Origin of the sequence: Kitasatospora sp. MBT63 (genome assembly GCF_000710465.2) — a bacterium.
In the GTDB taxonomy this organism is placed as follows: Bacteria; Actinomycetota; Actinomycetes; order Streptomycetales; family Streptomycetaceae; genus Kitasatospora.
The window spans coordinates 1-14,894 of the sequence record NZ_JAIZ01000582.1 but is presented as its reverse complement, the minus strand read 5'-3'; the positions used below and the strand labels follow the sequence as shown (position 1 = coordinate 14,894).

The window sequence follows — 14,894 nt, the reverse complement described above, 5'->3', positions numbered from 1 at the left end:
ATGAACGAACGGCAGCTGCGCATCCTCCGCGAGCTCGGCGAACTGGGCAGCGTCACCGCGGCCGCCGAGGCCCTGTCGATGACCCCCTCGGCGGTCTCGCAACAGCTCCAGCTGCTGCAACGCCCGATCCCGGTCCCGCTCACCGAACGCGAAGGCCGCCGCCTGGTACTCACCGAGGCCGGCCGGGCGCTGGCCGCCGCGGCCGTGGAGGTGGAGACCGCGCTCGCCCGGGCGCGCCGCGTGGTCGACGAGTTCGTCGACCGGCCCGACGCGGACGTGTCGGTCGCCGCGTTCCACAGCGCGGCCTCCACGTTCTTCCCGATCCTGCTCCGGGACCGGACCGGCTCCGGGCGCCCCCGGCTCTCGCTCGCCGACGAGGACGTCGCCCGCGACGACTTCCCGAAGCTGACCCGGGACTACGACCTGGTGATCGCCCACCACCTGGACCACGCACCGCCGTGGCCCGCCGCCGTCACCGTCTCCACCCTGCTGCTCGAACCGCTGGACGTGGCTCTGCCGGCCGGGCACCCGCTGGCCGCCAAGGCCCACCTCACCCCCCGTGACGTGGCGGGGGAGCCGTGGATCACCGTGCACGACGGCTTCCCGCTGATGGCCACCGTCCACGCCATCGCCGCCGCCGCGAACCGCCGGCTCGACATCGTCCACCGCATCAACGAGTTCGCGGTGGTCGCCGAGACCGTCGCCGCCGGCGGCGGCCTCGCCCTGATGCCCCGCTGGACCACGCCCCGGCACCCCGCCCTCGTCCTGCGTCCGCTCACCGGCGTTCCCGCCCGACGCCACGTCGACGTCCTGCACCGCCCGGAGCGCCTGGCCCGCCGGGCGGTGCGCACGGTGCTCGCCGAACTGCACCGCGCGGCCGCCGCCGTCCAGCGCGGGGCGGACGGGTAGCGCCGTGCGCACCGTTGTCCCCGCGGTCTCAGTACCCGGCGGGAGGCCGGTCCGGATCGGCCTGCTGCACTTTGGCGGCCAGGTCGTGGCCGTCCCGCGCCACGCCGTAGGCGTCCATCACGTAGTTCATCGCGGCGGCGAAGTTGGCGACCGGGTCGTAGATCCGCACCGACGTACCGGCCTGGTGGTAGCCGGCGAAGGTCTGGGGGATGCACTGGGCCACCCCGCGCGAGCACTGGAAGGGCGCCCCGGGACGGGCGGAGTCCTCCGGGACGGGCGGGCCGACCGCGTTCGCGTCCGAGGTGTTGATCTGCCACCGGGGCGAGTTGTAGGCGGACTCCCTGGACGCGATGGTGTCCATCCCGAGCTCCCAGGACCGGCGGGCGCCCGGATCGGTGATCCCCATCGCGTCCAGCGCCTCGTCGATGTAGCCCACGCAGGCCGCCGAACCGCTGGACCACGACCCGGCGCCGGAGAAGTCGATCTGCGAGGTGGGGATCGGCCCGGGGGTGGTGGGCGTGGTGGGCGTGCCGTCGGACCCGGAGGCCGGGTCGCGGTCGAGCACGGCGTGCACCGGGAAGGACAGGCCGTCCGTCCGGGTCACCGTGACCGTGTGGGTGAGCAGCGGGCGGGCGAAACGGACCGTCACCGCGGAGCCGCCGTCGTTGCCGACGGCGACGTACCGCACGTCGGCCGAACCGGACCACACGACCACCCGCAGCGCGGCCCGCGGCGACCCGTCGAGGGTGTGGTCGCAGAAGAACCGCACACCGGTGTACTGCCCCTCGGCGAAGGTCACCCCGCCCTGGTGCGTGACGACGAAGTCCGGCTCCGCGGCGGCCATCTCAGGTCACCGCGGCGTAGACCGGGAACGACAGACCGTCCGTGCGGGTCACCGTGACGGTGTGGGTCGCGGCCGGATCGGCGAACGGGACGACGACCTGACGGCCGCCGTCGTTGCCGACGGCGACCCGGTGGACGTCCGGGTGGCCGGGTGACCAGACCACCACCCGCAGCGCGGCCTGCGGGGAGCCGTCGAGCGTGTTGTCGCAGAAGAACGCGACGGCGGTGTGGTCGCCCGGGGGGAAGCTCACGCCGCCGCGGTCGGTGATGGTGAAGGAGGGCATGGCGCTCCCCGGTGTGGACGGGCCTCGATTCGGCTACGTACGGCCAGCTCCATGTACCCGTTCGGACCACCGCGGCGGCAAGGGGACGGCGACCGATCAACCCGGACGGCGGAGCGTGCAGCCACCGCTGTCCGCCCCGCGCGCTCCGGTACGCGGGCCGGGCGCGCCCGTGCGCCGGGCTCAGGCGGGGTGCTCGAAGCTGCCGGGGCTGTCGGGGGTCGCGCGCCAGTCGGGGGAGCGCTCCGGGTCGGCCTCGGCCAGGGCCCGGCGTACGCCGCCCGCGTCCAGGTCGGTGGTGTACACCGGCGTACCGGGCTGCTGGCGCCAGGAGTCCTCCAGCGAACCCGCGTCGACGGCGTCGAAGCCGAGGGACTCCACCAGCCCGCACACGACGGCCTTGGCCCGTTCGTCGTCACCGGCGACCGGCAGCGCGATCCGGTCCGGCGCACCCGCCGGGCGCCCGAGATCGGCGAGGTGGTGGGCGTAGATGTTGTTGAACGCCTTGACCACCGGGCGTCCGAGCTGCTGCTCCACCCAGCGGCTCTCGGTGCTGCCGATCTCGATCCCCGCGATCCGGCCGTCGCGCTGCCGGGGGTAGTAGTTGCCGGTGTCGACGACGACGAGCCCCTCGGCGGCGCCGTCGAACAGGCCGGCGGGCAGCTCGGGGACCTTGCCCTGCGGGATCGTCACCACGGCCAGCTCCGCCCCGCGGGCGACCTCCTCGACCGGCCGCGCCGTCGCACCGCTCTCGGCGGCGAGAGCGGTGAGCGTCTGCGGGCCGCGGGAGTTGGCGACGGACACCTCGTGGCCGAGGGCGGACAGGCGCCGGGTCAGGGTGCCGCCGATGTTGCCGGCGCCGATGATCGCGATCTTCACGGGTGCTGCTCCTGGGGTCGGGGTCGGGGTCGGAGGTGGACCGGAGGTCGGCACCATGCAACCAGGCAGTCGCGGCAGCCGGTGGCAGGACGACGCCCGCGGCGCGTCAGGACCGACGGCCCGTCAGGAGCGTCAGCTCCCGCGCATCGTGCGGTACATGCCGATCGAGCCGTGGGCGGCCGTGTCGGTGAAGCCGAACTTCTCGTACAGGAAGCGGGCGGGCCCGTCCGCGATCAGGGAGACGTACGCGGTGGCGGGGGCGCGGCGCTCCAGCTCCCCGGTCAGCGCGGCCATGATGCGCCGTCCGAGGCCCCTGCCCTGGTGGGCGGGGTGGACGCAGATGTCGACGACCTGGAACGCCGTGCCGCCGTCGCCGATGATCCTCCCCATGCCGATGGGCCGGCCCTCGTGGTGGAGGACCACGCCGAACCAGGTGCCGGCCAGGCCGAGGGCGGCGGCCTCGGGGGCCTTGTCGGACAGCCCCGCGTCGGTCCGCAGACGGCGGTAGACCTCGACGGGCGGCACGCCCGCCTCCAGCATGTAAGGGTCGCTCATGGTCTGCAGATCTTACCCGACGCGGGCTTCAGGGCCGTAGGCAGTGCGCCTGCGGGGCGTAGCAGATGAGACCCACGGCACCGAAGGCCCCTCGACGCGGCACTAGTTGCGGTTGAAGGTGCGGGTGGCGGCCGCCGCGATGGCGATGCCCAGGGTCCAGCCGAGGAGCGTCAGCACCACCGTCACGACGGCCGGGACGCCGTGGTACTGCCAGGCCTCGGACTGGCCGAAGCGGACCACCGGGATCAGGTGGTCGGCCGCGTACAGCACCGGGTTGAACTCCGAGGTGTCGTCGGAGGCCACGTGCTGCGGCCGGACCCGGCTGAAGTAGGCGCTGCTCGCCAGCAGCAGGCCCGCCGCCCAGCCGAACGCCCGGGCCGGCCGGTAGCCGTAGCCGACCAGCAGGTCCAGCAGCCGGCCCGGGATCCGCCGCCACCACGGGAAGGTCGCCCGCAGCGCCCGCTGCCTGGCCAGCAGGACGGTCCTGGCCTCGCCGTCGTTGCCCAGGGAGCGGTAGTAGGAGGCCAGTTGCTCGTACGGCTGGGCGCGGAACGCGCCGATCCGGTCGTGGTCCTCGCGGCTGGTCTGCCGGGCCAGCACCCGCAGCCGGCCGGCGGCGCCGACGTAGTCGCTGAACGGGCCGTAGGTGAAGCCGTCCAGGTTGAGCCGGCCGGGCCAGCTGTCCGGGTCGTCCCGGACGCCGCCGGCGGCATTCGCCGCGTACAGCGTCAGCCGGGCGTCCGGGCTGGCCATTCCGGCCAGGTCGAGGTGGCCGCCGATCCGGGCGCCGGTCAGCCGGATCTCGCCGTCGGTCCGCAGGCCGTCGTCGAGCCGCAGAATGCCGTCGACGGTCAACCGGCTGGCGTGCAGGGCCGGTTGACCGGGGGTCGGGGTCAGGTGGGCCCCGCCCAGGTCCAGCTCGCCGGCGAACCGGGCCCCGGGCAGCCGTACCGTGCCGATCGCTGTGAACGGGCGCGGTTCCCGCTGTCCGGGCAGTTGGGCGGGCCGCAGCGAGGCGTCGCTCGCCACCCGCAGCGAGTCGCCGTGCAGGGCGGTGCCGCCGCGCCCGTCCAGCCGGGCTCCGGTGAGCAGCAGCGAGCTGCCGATCTGGGCCCCCGGTATCCGGAACTCGCCGACCACCGAGATCCGTTGGGCGAACAGGCTGCGACCGATCTGCATTCCGCCGCCGTTCAGTGCGGTGCCGCCCGGGGCGCGGTTGACCAGTTCGGAGTCGATCAGGGTGAGCCGGCCGCCGATCCGGGCGTTGATCAGGTTGAACGGGCCGGTGATCCGGGCCCGGTTGGCGTGCAGGCTGCCGTCGACCACGATCGCGTCGGCGTGCACGGCGCGGTCCGCCCCGCCGCCCGCCGCCGCGTCCTCGCTCGCCGCAGTTCCGCCGTCCGGCGCCGTGCCGCCGGTCACCACCGTGTCGCGCAGGTCGAGCGTGCCGCGGATCTGGGCGCCGTACGCGCTGAGCGTGGTCAGCCGGGAGCCGCCCAGGTCGACCGAGCCGGTGACGGCGCCGTCCAGGTCGATCGGCCCGTCGAACCGGCACCCGCGCAGCTGCAGCGCGCAGGAGACCTGGCCGTGGTCGAGCCGCAGCGGTCCGGTGATCCGCGCCCCGGCGACGCGGAGCGCCGCCACCGCCCCGGCCGCCTGCGGGCACGCCCCGAGCAGCAGCGCCGCGATCACCTCGCCGCGGACCGACCGCTCGGGCGCCCAGTGCTCCGCGGCGGCCGGCCGGTCGGCGTCGGGGTCGCCGGTCCGCAGATCGACCGGGTCCCCGTGCGGGAAGGCCTGCCAGATCCGGCGTTCGGTGGCGGTGAGGCGGCCGAGCCGGTGCGGTACGGACGAGGTGGCGGGAACGGGCGTGCGACTCATGGCCTCCATCCTGGCGCAGCCGGGCCCGGCCGGTGGGGGGTTCGGGGAGCCCGGGCCCGGGGAGTCAGGGCCGGGGGCCCGCGCCGTCAGCCGAGCAGGACACCGGGGTTGAGGATCCCCTCGGGGTCGAGCTCCGCCTTGACGGCGCCGAGGGCCCGGGCGAACAGGTCCGGCCGCTGCCGGTCGTACCAGGGGCGGTGGTCGCGGCCGACGGCGTGGTGGTGGGTGATGGTGGCCCCGCCGGCCAGCAGGGCCTCGCCGACGGCGGTCTTGATGTCGTCCCACTGGCGGAGCTCGGAGCCGCGGCGGGCCGGGCCGAGCACGGTGAAGTACAGGGCGGCGCCGTCCGGGTAGACGTGGGTGAGCCTGCGGTGCACGGCGGCGGCGCCGCAGACCGAGGCGGCCGCCCGGCGGGCGGTGCGGTGGAGCTCGGCGTCCAGCTCCTCGAACCGGTCCCAGGTGACGGCCGTCTCGAAGGTCTCGACCAGGATGCCCGCCGCGACCAGCGCGTCCCGTAGGTACGGCGCCGCCTGGAAGCCGTCCCGCCACTGCTTCTCGGCCGCCGTGGCCGGGCCGGCCGGGTCGCCGGATCCGTCGTGGCGGCGGCCGCCGTGGGCCAGGGCGAGGCCGGCGGCCTGGTCCAGCAGGCCGTCCTGCGGGTGGTGCGCGGACTCGAACCCCACGATCAGCACGGCCTCCTTCCCGTCCCCGGCCTGGTTCAGCCGGGCCTCGTCCGGGTCGAGCAGCCGGCAGTTGGCGGGCTGGAGGCCGGAGCGGACGATCGCCCGGGCGGCCCGCGCCCCGGCGGTGAAGTCCGGGTAGGCGAAGGTGGCGGACACCTTGAACCGCGGCCGGTCCTGGACCCGCAGCCAGGCCTCGGTCACCACCCCGAGGACCCCCTCCGAGCCGATCATCAGCCGGTCGGGGCTCGGCCCGGCGCCGGAGGCGGGCAGCCGCCGGCTCTCCCAGAGCCCCGCCGGGGTGACCGCCCGGACGGACTGCACGAAGTCGTCGAGGTGGGTGCGGCCGGTCGCGTAGTGCCCGCCCGCCCTGGTGACGATCGAGCCGCCGACGGTCGCGAACCGGTACGACTGCGGATAGTGGCGCAGCGTCAGCCCGTGTCCGCGCAGCTGCCGGTCGGCCTCCGGCAGCAGGGCGCCCGCCTGGATCAGCGCGGCCGAGGAGGCGGTGTCCACCTCCCGCACCCGGTCCAGCCCGCGCAGGTCGAGCGAGACCGTCCCCGCGAACCGTTCCCCGGCCGGCGGCTCCACCCCGCCGACCACGCTGGTCCCGCCGCCGTACGGGACGACCGCCGCGCCGACCTGCGCGCACCACTCCAGTACGGCGGCGATCCCGTCCTCGTCCCCGGGCAGCGCCACCAGGTCCGGCGGGTGCGGGAACTCGCCGTGGAAGGCGCGGACCACGTCCCGGTACGACTTCCCGTACGCGTGGGCGGCGCGCTCGTACGGGGAGGCGGTGAACAGCGGGGCGAGCGAGGCCGGTGGGGCCAGGCGGGGGTCGGGCAGCCGCAGGTCCGCGACCGAGGGGGGATCGAGGACCCGCTCGCCGCCGAAGCCGAGGGTGGCCCTGGCCTGTGCGGCGATGGCCAGCACGTCGGCGCGGGAGGGCTGTTCGTCCTCGTAGCCCCAGCCCCAGAACTTGCGGCGGCGCGGCGCGGGCCCCGGCCCGGGCCCTGCGGGGGACTGCGGATCAGGCATGGGTGCTCCCGTCGTCGGCGGACTCGGCCCGGTGTCCCGCCGACGCTAGCGGCCCGGCGGCGCCCGGTCATTGATCGGTCCGGCCACCGCGTTGACCCCCGGTTGCCGGCGGGCGTCGTCGACCGCCGGCCCCGCCGCCGCACCGCCCGCTACGAGGTGAGCGTCGCCCGGTCGCGGGCCGCCCGGACGGCCGCGGACAGCGTGGCGATGTCGTACGCGCCGTGGTGGCGGCGGCCGTTCACGAAGAAGGTCGGGGTGCCCGCCACGCCGCTGAGGTCGGCGGACTCCATGTGCTCGGCGACCAGCGCGGCGCCGGTGTGCGCCCGCAGGTCGTGGCGGAACCGCTCGGTGTCGAGGCCGAGCTGCTCGGCGTAGCGGACCAGGTCGGGGGTGCGCAGCCGGTCCTGGTGCCGGAACAGCAGGTCGTGCATCTCCCAGAAGCTGTCCTGGCGGGCCGCCGCCTCGGCGGCCTCCGCGGCGAGCTGGGCGAAGGGGTGGACGTCGGTGAGCGGCAGGTGCCGCCAGACGTAGCGGACGTCGCCGTGGTCGGCGAGCAGCCGGCGCACCACGCTCTCGGCACGCCCGCAGTACGGGCACTCGAAGTCGCCGTACTCGACGACCGTCACCGGGGCGTCCATCGGGCCGCGGACGTGGTCCCGGTCGGGGTCGACCGGTTCGTTGAGGTCGACGATCGGGGTCGCGGTGCCGAGCAGCGCCCGGGTGCGCCGGCGCTGGGGGAGCAGCCCGATCACCCAGGTGACCAGCGCGGTCAGGGTGAACGCGCCGACCACCGCGGAGAGGATGCCGATCTTCGCCTGCTGGAGCTGCTCGCCCTCGAAGGCGAGCGTGGCGATCAGCAGGGAGACGGTGAAGCCGACCCCGGCGATGGTGCCGCCGGCGGTCAGGGCGCCCCAGCCGACCGGCGGGCGCAGCCGCCCGCGGCCGAGCCTGGTGGCGAGCACGGAGGACCCGATGATGCCGATCGGCTTGCCGGCCACGTACCCGAGCAGGATGCCCAGGGTGACGGGGGTGCCGAAGGCCCGGGCGAGTTCGGAGCCGCTGACCGTGATGCCGGCGTTGGCGAGGGCGAACAGCGGCACGATCACGTAGCTGGTCCAGGGGTGGTACATCCGCTGGAGGCGTTCGTTGGGTGACAGCGCGGACGCCAGGCCGCGCCGGACCGACCGCTCCAGTTCGGGGGTGGGCTGCTCGCGGAACAGCCGGAACAGCCCGCTGGCCCGTTCCAGGTCGTCCCGGGCGGCCGGGCGGGCGTAGGTGAGCAGCCCCAGCGCGAGGCCGGTGACGACCGGGTCCACGCCGGACTTCAGCATCGCCACCCAGGCGGCGACGGCCAGTACGGCGTACAGCGGCCCGGCGCGCAGGCCGGTGGTCTTGATCAGCAGCATCACGGCGAAGATGCCGAGCGCGGTGAGCAGCGCGGGCAGCTCCAGGCCGGTGCTGTACGCGACGGCGATGACGACCAGTGCGAGGAAGTCGTCCACCACGGCGACGGTGAGCACGAAGATCCGCAGCGCGGTGGGCAGCCGGCGGCCGAAGACGGCCAGCATGCCCAGCGCGAACGCGGTGTCCGTGGACATCGCCGCCCCCCAGCCGTGGCCGGTGCCGTGCCCGGCGTTGATCGCGAGGTAGATCACGACCGGCACGGCCATCCCGCTCAGGCCGGCCACCAGCGGCAGGGTCACCCGCCGTCGCTCCCGCAGCTCGCCCATGTCGAACTCGCGCCTGGCCTCCAGGCCCACCACGAAGAAGAACAGCGTCATCAGCCCGCTGTTCACCCACTCGCGCAGGTCCAGCGACACCTCGCCGGAGCCGAGCCGGACCGACAGGTCGGTGCCCCAGAACTGCTCGTACGTCCCGGGGCCGGCGTTCGCCCAGACCAGGGCGGCGACGGTGGCGGCCAGCAGGAAGACCGCGCTGCCGGTCTCGGTCCGCAGGAAGTGCCGCAGCGGCGTACGGGCCGAGCCGCCGCACTGGGTCTGGGTCGTCGACGACCGGGGTGACTCCTGTTCCGCGCTCACCTGTCGATTCTGCCGCCGGTGGCGGGGGAAGGCCCGCCACCGCCACGCCTGACCGGGGAGAGATCGGGCCGGACGGGTCCGCTCCGGGCGCCGTCCGGGGAGATCCGCGGCGCGCCGTGCGGCGCGGCCGAAGGGCTCGGTCCGGCCGCTGTGCGAGGCTCGGCCGGGTAGGCGGACCGGCCGGCGGGCGGCCTGGCAGCAGGGCGGCCGGTGGCGGCGTCCGCCGGCAGCCCAGGCGACCGACCAGGAAGGCCCCATGGAAACCGACGCACTGACCGCCGCCGTCCTCCGTGATCTCCGGGCGCCCCGGCCCTATCCGGCGGTGTCCCTCACCATGCCCACCCACCGCCGCGAACCGGACAACGCCCAGGACGCGGTCCGGCTGCGCAACGTGCTGGCCGAGGCGGCGCGCCGGATCGACGAGGACCCGCAGGTGTCGCGGCAGGACCGGATCGGCCTCAAGGCGCAGCTGGACCGGGCCGCGGCCGAGGTGGACCTGCGGCACTCGCTCGACGGTCTGGTGATCCTCGCGACCACCGGTGAGCACCAGATCTGGTCGCTGGCCCGGCCGGTGCCCGAGCGGGTGGTGTTCGCCGACACCTACCTGACCCGCAACCTGGTCGCGGCCCGGGCCCAGGCCCGCCCGTACTGGGTGCTGGCGGTGGCCGCCGACCGGGCGACGCTGTGGAGCGGCGTCGGCGAGACGCTGACCGAGGACCGCCGGCACGGCTTCCCGCTGGAGCCGGACCCGCTGCAGTTCGACGCGCAGCGCGAGGAGCGGATCGGCGACCAGCCCAGCACCTTCAGCGACGAGGAGACCAGGCGCTTCCTGCGGACGGTGGACGCCGCGCTGGCCGCGCTGCTGGCGGCCGAGCCCCGGCCGTTCCACGTGGTGGGGCTGGCGCAGGCGGTCAGCCTGCTGGAGGAGGTCGGCACGGCGGCCCGGGGCGCGGCGGGCTCGGTCCGCAAGGGCGGGCTGGTGGACGGTCCCGGCCGGGTGCTGCTGCAGGAGCTGGCGCCCGCCGCCGAGGCGCTGGCGGCGGAGGACGGCCGGCGGGTCGGCAAGCTGCTCGACGAGGCGCGCGGGCGCAAGGTCTTCGCGGCCGGGCTGGACGAGGTGTGGGAGGCGGTCCGTGAGGGCCGGGTCGAACTGCTGGTGGTGGAGGAGCAGTTCCAGGCCACGGTCCGGCTGACGGACGGACACCTGGCGGCGGTCGACGGCGACCCGGGGCCGGGCGCCTGGGAGCAGGGGGTGCGGGAGGACATCGTCGACGAGCTGGTCGAGGCCGCGCTGGACAGCCGCGCCGAGGTGGTCTTCCGGCCCGCCGACAGCCTGGCCGAGCACGACCGGATCGCCGCCGTGCTGCGGTACTGAACCGTGGCCGGTCCCGCCCCGGCGGGACCGGCCACGTCATCGACCGGGCCCGTACGCGGGGGAGTCGCTGCTCGCGTTGGTCGGGCCCGGGGAGCCCTGCCGGGCCCGGCCCGCGGGCCGGGCGGGATCCTCCGTGGCGGTCCAGGAGAGCAGCAGCCGCAGCGCGTCCTGCGACGGGCTGCCGGGCCGGGCGGCGTAGGTGATCAGGGCCTGGGTGGGGTCGTCGGCGGCCCGCAGCGTCTCGTAGTCCAGTTCGAGGCGGCCGACCACGGGATGGTGGAAGACCTTGACCCCGGCGGTCTTGTCCTGCACCGGGTGCTCCGCCCACCAGGTGCGGAACTCCCGGCTCTTCACGGAGAGTTCGCCGATCAGTGCGGCCAGCTCGGGGTCGTCGGGGTGACGGCCGGCCTCCATGCTCAGATAGGCCGCGTTGCCCCTGGCGCAGGACTCCCAGTCGGCGTACAGCGTGCGGGAGCCGGGCGCGAGGAAGGTGATCCGGGCGATGTTGCGCTCGCCCGGCGCCATCGCCGCGAAGTCCCCGAGGAGCGCGCTCGCCGCCCGGTTCCAGGCCAGGATCTCCATCCGCCGTCCCATCACCAGCGCGGGCAGGGCGTCCAGGGAGTCCAGCAGGGTGCGCAGCATCGGCCGGACCTGCTGGGGACGGGCGGGGCGGGGCCGGGCCGCGCCGCGCGGGGCACCGGGGCGGGCGATCCGGTGCAGGTGGCGGGTCTCCTCCTGGTCCAGCCGTAGCGCCCGGGCCAGGGCGTCGAGCACGGCGGGGGAGGCGCCCCGGACCCGGCCCTGTTCCATCCGGGTGTAGTAGTCGACGCTCACGCCCGCGAGTTGGGCCAGCTCCTCGCGGCGCAGGCCCGCCACCCGGCGCGGTCCGCCGAACTCGGGGAGGCCGACGTCGGCGGGCCGCAGCCGGGCCCGTCGGGAGCGCAGGAAGTCCCGCAGCGTGGTGGTGGTCATGCGGTGATTCTCGCCGATCCCGGGGGTGCGGTGCCTGGCCCTGCGGGGGCCAGTCTGACGATTCCCGCCGGGCGCGCGACGCCGGACATCCTCCCCCAGCCTCCGGCCGGGAGGTGCCCCCAGCTGGACGCACCGGCGAATCGCCCGAGTACGACCCGGTACGTGGGCGCTTCGCCGGCACGCCCGGCCGGGCGCCCGCCGCCGCGCGCCGATCCGACGCGAATCGTCGGACAGGCCCCAGGACCAGGCACCGCGGTGGCGGGCCGTCCGCAGGTCAGCCGGGGACCTTCATCACCAGGCCGCCGTCGACCGCGAGGTCCTGCCCGGTGATGTACGAGGCCCGCTCGGAGAGCAGGAAGGACACGGCCTCGCCGACGTCCTCGGAGCTGCCGACCCGCTGGAGCGGAGGGGCGACCCGGGTGGCCTCACGGGCCGCCTCCTCGGTGATGATCTCGTCGTACATCTCGGTGTGGATGTAGCCCGGGCTCACCGAGTTCACCCGGATGCCGCGGTCGGCCAGCCCGGCGCTGAGCGAGCGGGCGAGGTTGTGCACGGCGGCCTTGGTCGCCGCGTACATCGGGGCGACCTCCATCGCCCGGTGCAGCGTCCAGGACGCGTTGATGACCACCGAGGCGCCCGGGCCGGCCGCCTCCAGCAGCGGCAGGGCACGCTGGACGGTGAAGAAGACGCCCTTGACGTTCACGTCGACCAGACGGTCGAAGTCGGCCTCGGTGGTGGACTCCAGCCTCTCGAAGACGCCGACGCCGGCGTTGGCGAACAGGCCGTCGAGCCGGCCGTACGACTCCCGGATCCGGTCCATCAGCCGTTCGGTGTCGGACAGGTCGGCGGCGTCGGCCCGGACGGTGAGCAGGCGGGCGCCGCCGTCGGACACGTCCGCCAGCCGGTCTGCGGCCCGGCGCAGCCGCTCCTCGGTGCGGCCGGTGATGACGACCCGGGCGCCACGGGCCAGCAGCAGCCGGGCGGTGGCGAACCCGATGCCGCTGGTGCCGCCGGTGACCAGGACGACGCGGCCGGTGAACCCGGCGTCCGCGGTAGTGATTTCGGTGGTGGTGTGCGTGGTGTGCTCGTTCATGCGGCCAGCCTGCCGGGCGGCCCGCACCGCAACCAGGTCCTGCCTGTCCCAGGGACGGGCGGGACCCGGCCGCACCAGCGGCGGCGGCTCAGTCCCCGGGCCGGGCCGGCGCGTCGAGCGGGTACAGGCCGGGGAGGTTGACCACGATGGCCTCCTGGGTGGAGCGGGCGATCACCACCACGGCCTCCTCGTCCGGGTCCGGGTTCTCCTCGCGGTGCGGCACGAACGGCGGCACGAAGATGTAGTCGCCCGGGCCGGTCTTCAGCCGGACCTCCTGCGGCTGCCCGGAGGAGTCGTCCACGAAGACGAACTCGGGGTGGCCGCTGACCACGTGGATGGCGGTCTCGGACTCGCCGTGGTGGTGGTCGGAGGAGGAGGTGGCCGGGGCGACGTGGGTCTGGCCCATCCACAGCTTCTCCGAGCCGACGGTGCGGCCGCTGATCGCCGCGAACCGCCGCATGCCGCCGGTCTGCGCGGTGTCGCCGTCCAGTTCGCCCGCCCGGATGTGGTGCAGCCGGGCGCGCAGCGGCGTCGGGTCCGTGTCCGGGTGGCCGTGGTCGGGCAGGTGCGGGTGGAAGCCGGTGCCGGCCTCGGTGCACGCGGTGCCGGGCTCGCCGTCGGCCGGAGAGGTCTGGCGGTGGGCGTCGGACATGGCGGCTCCCGGATGCGCGGTGCGTGGGCGGGCGGGTGTCGCCGCCCGCGGACGGACAGGACGCTAGGCGCGGCCGGGAAAGGATGTCAAGAGGTGTCCTTTCTCTCGGCGCGTCGTACCAGGGGACTTGAACCGGGCGGCGCCCCGGGGATACTCATGCTCATGCATATTTCCGCGAAGGCGGACTACGCCGTCCGGGCGCTGGTCGAACTCGCCTGCGACACCGCGCGTCCGCTCACCTGCGAGGCCATCGCCTCCTCGCAGGGGATCCCGTTCCGCTTCCTCAAGTCGGTCGTCGGCGACCTGCGGCGGGCCGGGCTGGTCCGCAGCCAGCGCGGCTGCGAGGGCGGCTACTGGCTCGGCCGCGCCGCCGGACAGATCACCCTGCTGGACGTGGTGCGGGCGGTCGACGGCGAGGTGATCACGCTCCGCGGCGAGCCGCTGGCCGCCCTGGCGTACCCGGGTCCCGCCGACGGCCTGCCCGCCGTCTGGCGCGAGGTGGAGCAGCGGGCCACCGACCTGCTGTCCGCCACCACCGTCGCGGGGCTGCTGCCGGCCGCCGCGCGCCCGGCCGCGGTGGCGGCGCCGGCGTGAGCGGGTACCGGCTCGAGGTGGTCGAGTACACCGACCCGCTCTGTCCCTGGGCCTGGGGATCGGAGCCCAAACTGCGCCTGCTGCGACGGCAGTTGGAAGGCGTCGCGGAGTTCCGCCGGGTGTTCGGGCTGCTCTTCGAGGACGAGGACGACCCGGCGCCCGACCCGGACGCCGAGACCGCCTGGTACGCCCGCTACGTCGAAGGGATCACCGCCCACACCGGCGCGCCGCGCGCGGTGCGGCTGCACCGGGTGGCCGCCAGCAGCCGGCCGGCCTCGCTGGCCGCGGCCGCCGCCGAGGCGCAGGGGGCGGAGGTGGCCGAGCGGGTGCTGCGGCGCCTGCGGGAGACCGCCTTCGTGCTCGGCGAACCGGCCGACACGCCCGCCCGGGTGCTGGCGGCGCTGGACGGCGTCCCCGGGCTGGACCGGGCGCGGCTGCACGCCGACCTGGGGTCGGCCGCGGTGCTCGAGCGGATCTCCCGGGACCGCGCCGAGACCAGGCGGCCGGTGCCCGACGTGGTGGGCCTGCGCGGCGAGGGGCCGCACCCGGGCGCGGCCAAGGAGACCGAGGACGGGTACCGGTACGCCCTGCCCACCCTGCTGTTCACCGGCCCGGGGGGCCGGCGTGCGGTGCCGGGCTGGCGGACCGGCGCGGAGTACCTCGCGGCGGCGCGGGCGGTCAGCCCCGGGCTGGAGGTCCGGCCCGGCGATCTGGCGGCGGCGGACCAGCTGGAGCGCTACCGCAGCCTGACCGTAACGGAGTTGGGCCCGGAACCGGCCGGCCGGCCGCCCGGCGCCCTGGTGCTGCCCACCGGGAACGGCCCGCTGCTGCTGCACCCGGACGAGCGCGCGGGTTCGCCGCTGTTCTCCGGGCCGCGCCGCGCGCACCGCCCCTGAACAGCAAGGACGGTGCGTGGGCGGTGCGTTGACGGGCCCGTGTCGCCCAATGAGACACCTTTTTGTATCCATTGACAGCGGGGTCCCGCAGTCGCCAGGATGTGCGCATGCTCTCCACGCACCCCAACGTGGTGTGCCGCTACGTGGATCTCCGGCGCACCAGCAGCGACCTCTGTCGCTGAGCGCGCCCGCCCGGCGGCCCGCCCG

At 75.5% G+C, this 14,894-nt stretch carries 14 protein-coding genes; 4 read left to right on the top strand and 10 right to left on the bottom strand.

What is annotated here, in order from left to right; translation table 11 throughout:
* The gene (locus tag AA75_RS30565) at positions 1-909 is read left to right on the top strand and encodes a LysR family transcriptional regulator (protein ID WP_033823551.1); all 909 of its coding nucleotides are present in this window, start codon (positions 1-3) and stop codon (positions 907-909) included.
* A gap of 28 nt (positions 910-937) precedes the next feature.
* Here AA75_RS30565 and AA75_RS49965 read toward each other — a convergent pair whose 3' ends face one another.
* The 7 genes from AA75_RS49965 to nhaA form a co-directional block, all read right to left on the bottom strand.
* Entirely contained in the window at positions 938-1,753 is an 816-nt protein-coding gene (locus AA75_RS49965) for a hypothetical protein (protein WP_051813779.1), read from the bottom strand.
* A 1-nt stretch (position 1,754) separates the two neighbouring features.
* Positions 1,755-2,036, bottom strand: coding sequence for a hypothetical protein (locus AA75_RS30555; protein WP_033823550.1), 282 nt, complete (start codon positions 2,034-2,036; stop codon positions 1,755-1,757).
* Between the two features lie 180 nt (positions 2,037-2,216).
* Entirely contained in the window at positions 2,217-2,912 is a 696-nt protein-coding gene (locus tag AA75_RS30550; protein ID WP_033823549.1) for an NADPH-dependent F420 reductase, read from the bottom strand.
* A 132-nt stretch (positions 2,913-3,044) separates the two neighbouring features.
* Entirely contained in the window at positions 3,045-3,476 is a 432-nt protein-coding gene (locus tag AA75_RS30545; protein ID WP_033823548.1) for a GNAT family N-acetyltransferase, read from the bottom strand.
* A gap of 93 nt (positions 3,477-3,569) precedes the next feature.
* On the bottom strand, positions 3,570-5,348 hold the full coding sequence (locus tag AA75_RS30540) for a pentapeptide repeat-containing protein (protein ID WP_033823547.1): 1,779 nt from the start codon (positions 5,346-5,348) through the stop codon (positions 3,570-3,572).
* 86 nt (positions 5,349-5,434) lie between these two features.
* Positions 5,435-7,066, bottom strand: a complete 1,632-nt coding sequence (locus AA75_RS30535) for an FAD-binding oxidoreductase (RefSeq protein WP_051813778.1) — start codon at positions 7,064-7,066, stop codon at positions 5,435-5,437.
* 149 nt (positions 7,067-7,215) lie between these two features.
* On the bottom strand, positions 7,216-9,105 hold the full coding sequence (nhaA, locus tag AA75_RS30530) for a Na+/H+ antiporter NhaA (RefSeq protein ID WP_033823546.1): 1,890 nt from the start codon (positions 9,103-9,105) through the stop codon (positions 7,216-7,218).
* Between the two features lie 256 nt (positions 9,106-9,361).
* Between nhaA and AA75_RS30525 the strand changes: the two genes are divergently transcribed.
* Positions 9,362-10,480 carry a hypothetical protein gene (locus AA75_RS30525; protein WP_033823545.1) on the top strand — a complete coding sequence of 373 codons (1,119 nt, stop codon included), beginning with the start codon at positions 9,362-9,364 and terminating at the stop codon, positions 10,478-10,480.
* A gap of 36 nt (positions 10,481-10,516) precedes the next feature.
* On the opposite strand, the gene AA75_RS30520 is transcribed toward AA75_RS30525, so the two are convergent.
* From AA75_RS30520 to AA75_RS30510, 3 genes are all read right to left on the bottom strand, one after another.
* A complete protein-coding gene (locus tag AA75_RS30520; RefSeq protein ID WP_063794468.1) occupies positions 10,517-11,452 on the bottom strand; it encodes a helix-turn-helix transcriptional regulator in 936 nt (311 codons plus the stop codon).
* Positions 11,453-11,726: 274 nt separating this feature from the next.
* Complete coding sequence (locus AA75_RS30515; protein WP_051813792.1) at positions 11,727-12,545, bottom strand: SDR family NAD(P)-dependent oxidoreductase; 819 nt, start codon at positions 12,543-12,545, stop codon at positions 11,727-11,729.
* Positions 12,546-12,633: 88 nt separating this feature from the next.
* Positions 12,634-13,197, bottom strand: a complete 564-nt coding sequence (locus tag AA75_RS30510) for a cupin domain-containing protein (protein ID WP_082526942.1) — start codon at positions 13,195-13,197, stop codon at positions 12,634-12,636.
* 162 nt (positions 13,198-13,359) lie between these two features.
* Between AA75_RS30510 and AA75_RS30505 the strand changes: the two genes are divergently transcribed.
* Together AA75_RS30505 and AA75_RS30500 are read left to right on the top strand one after the other, a co-directional pair.
* Positions 13,360-13,791: an Rrf2 family transcriptional regulator gene (locus AA75_RS30505; RefSeq protein WP_033823567.1), complete on the top strand. Its 432-nt coding sequence runs from the start codon at positions 13,360-13,362 to the stop codon at positions 13,789-13,791.
* Positions 13,788-14,687 carry a DsbA family protein gene (locus AA75_RS30500; RefSeq protein ID WP_051813775.1) on the top strand — a complete coding sequence of 300 codons (900 nt, stop codon included), beginning with the start codon at positions 13,788-13,790 and terminating at the stop codon, positions 14,685-14,687. The genes AA75_RS30505 and AA75_RS30500 overlap by 4 nt, the downstream gene beginning before the upstream one ends.
* Positions 14,688-14,894: the final 207 nt, after the last annotated feature.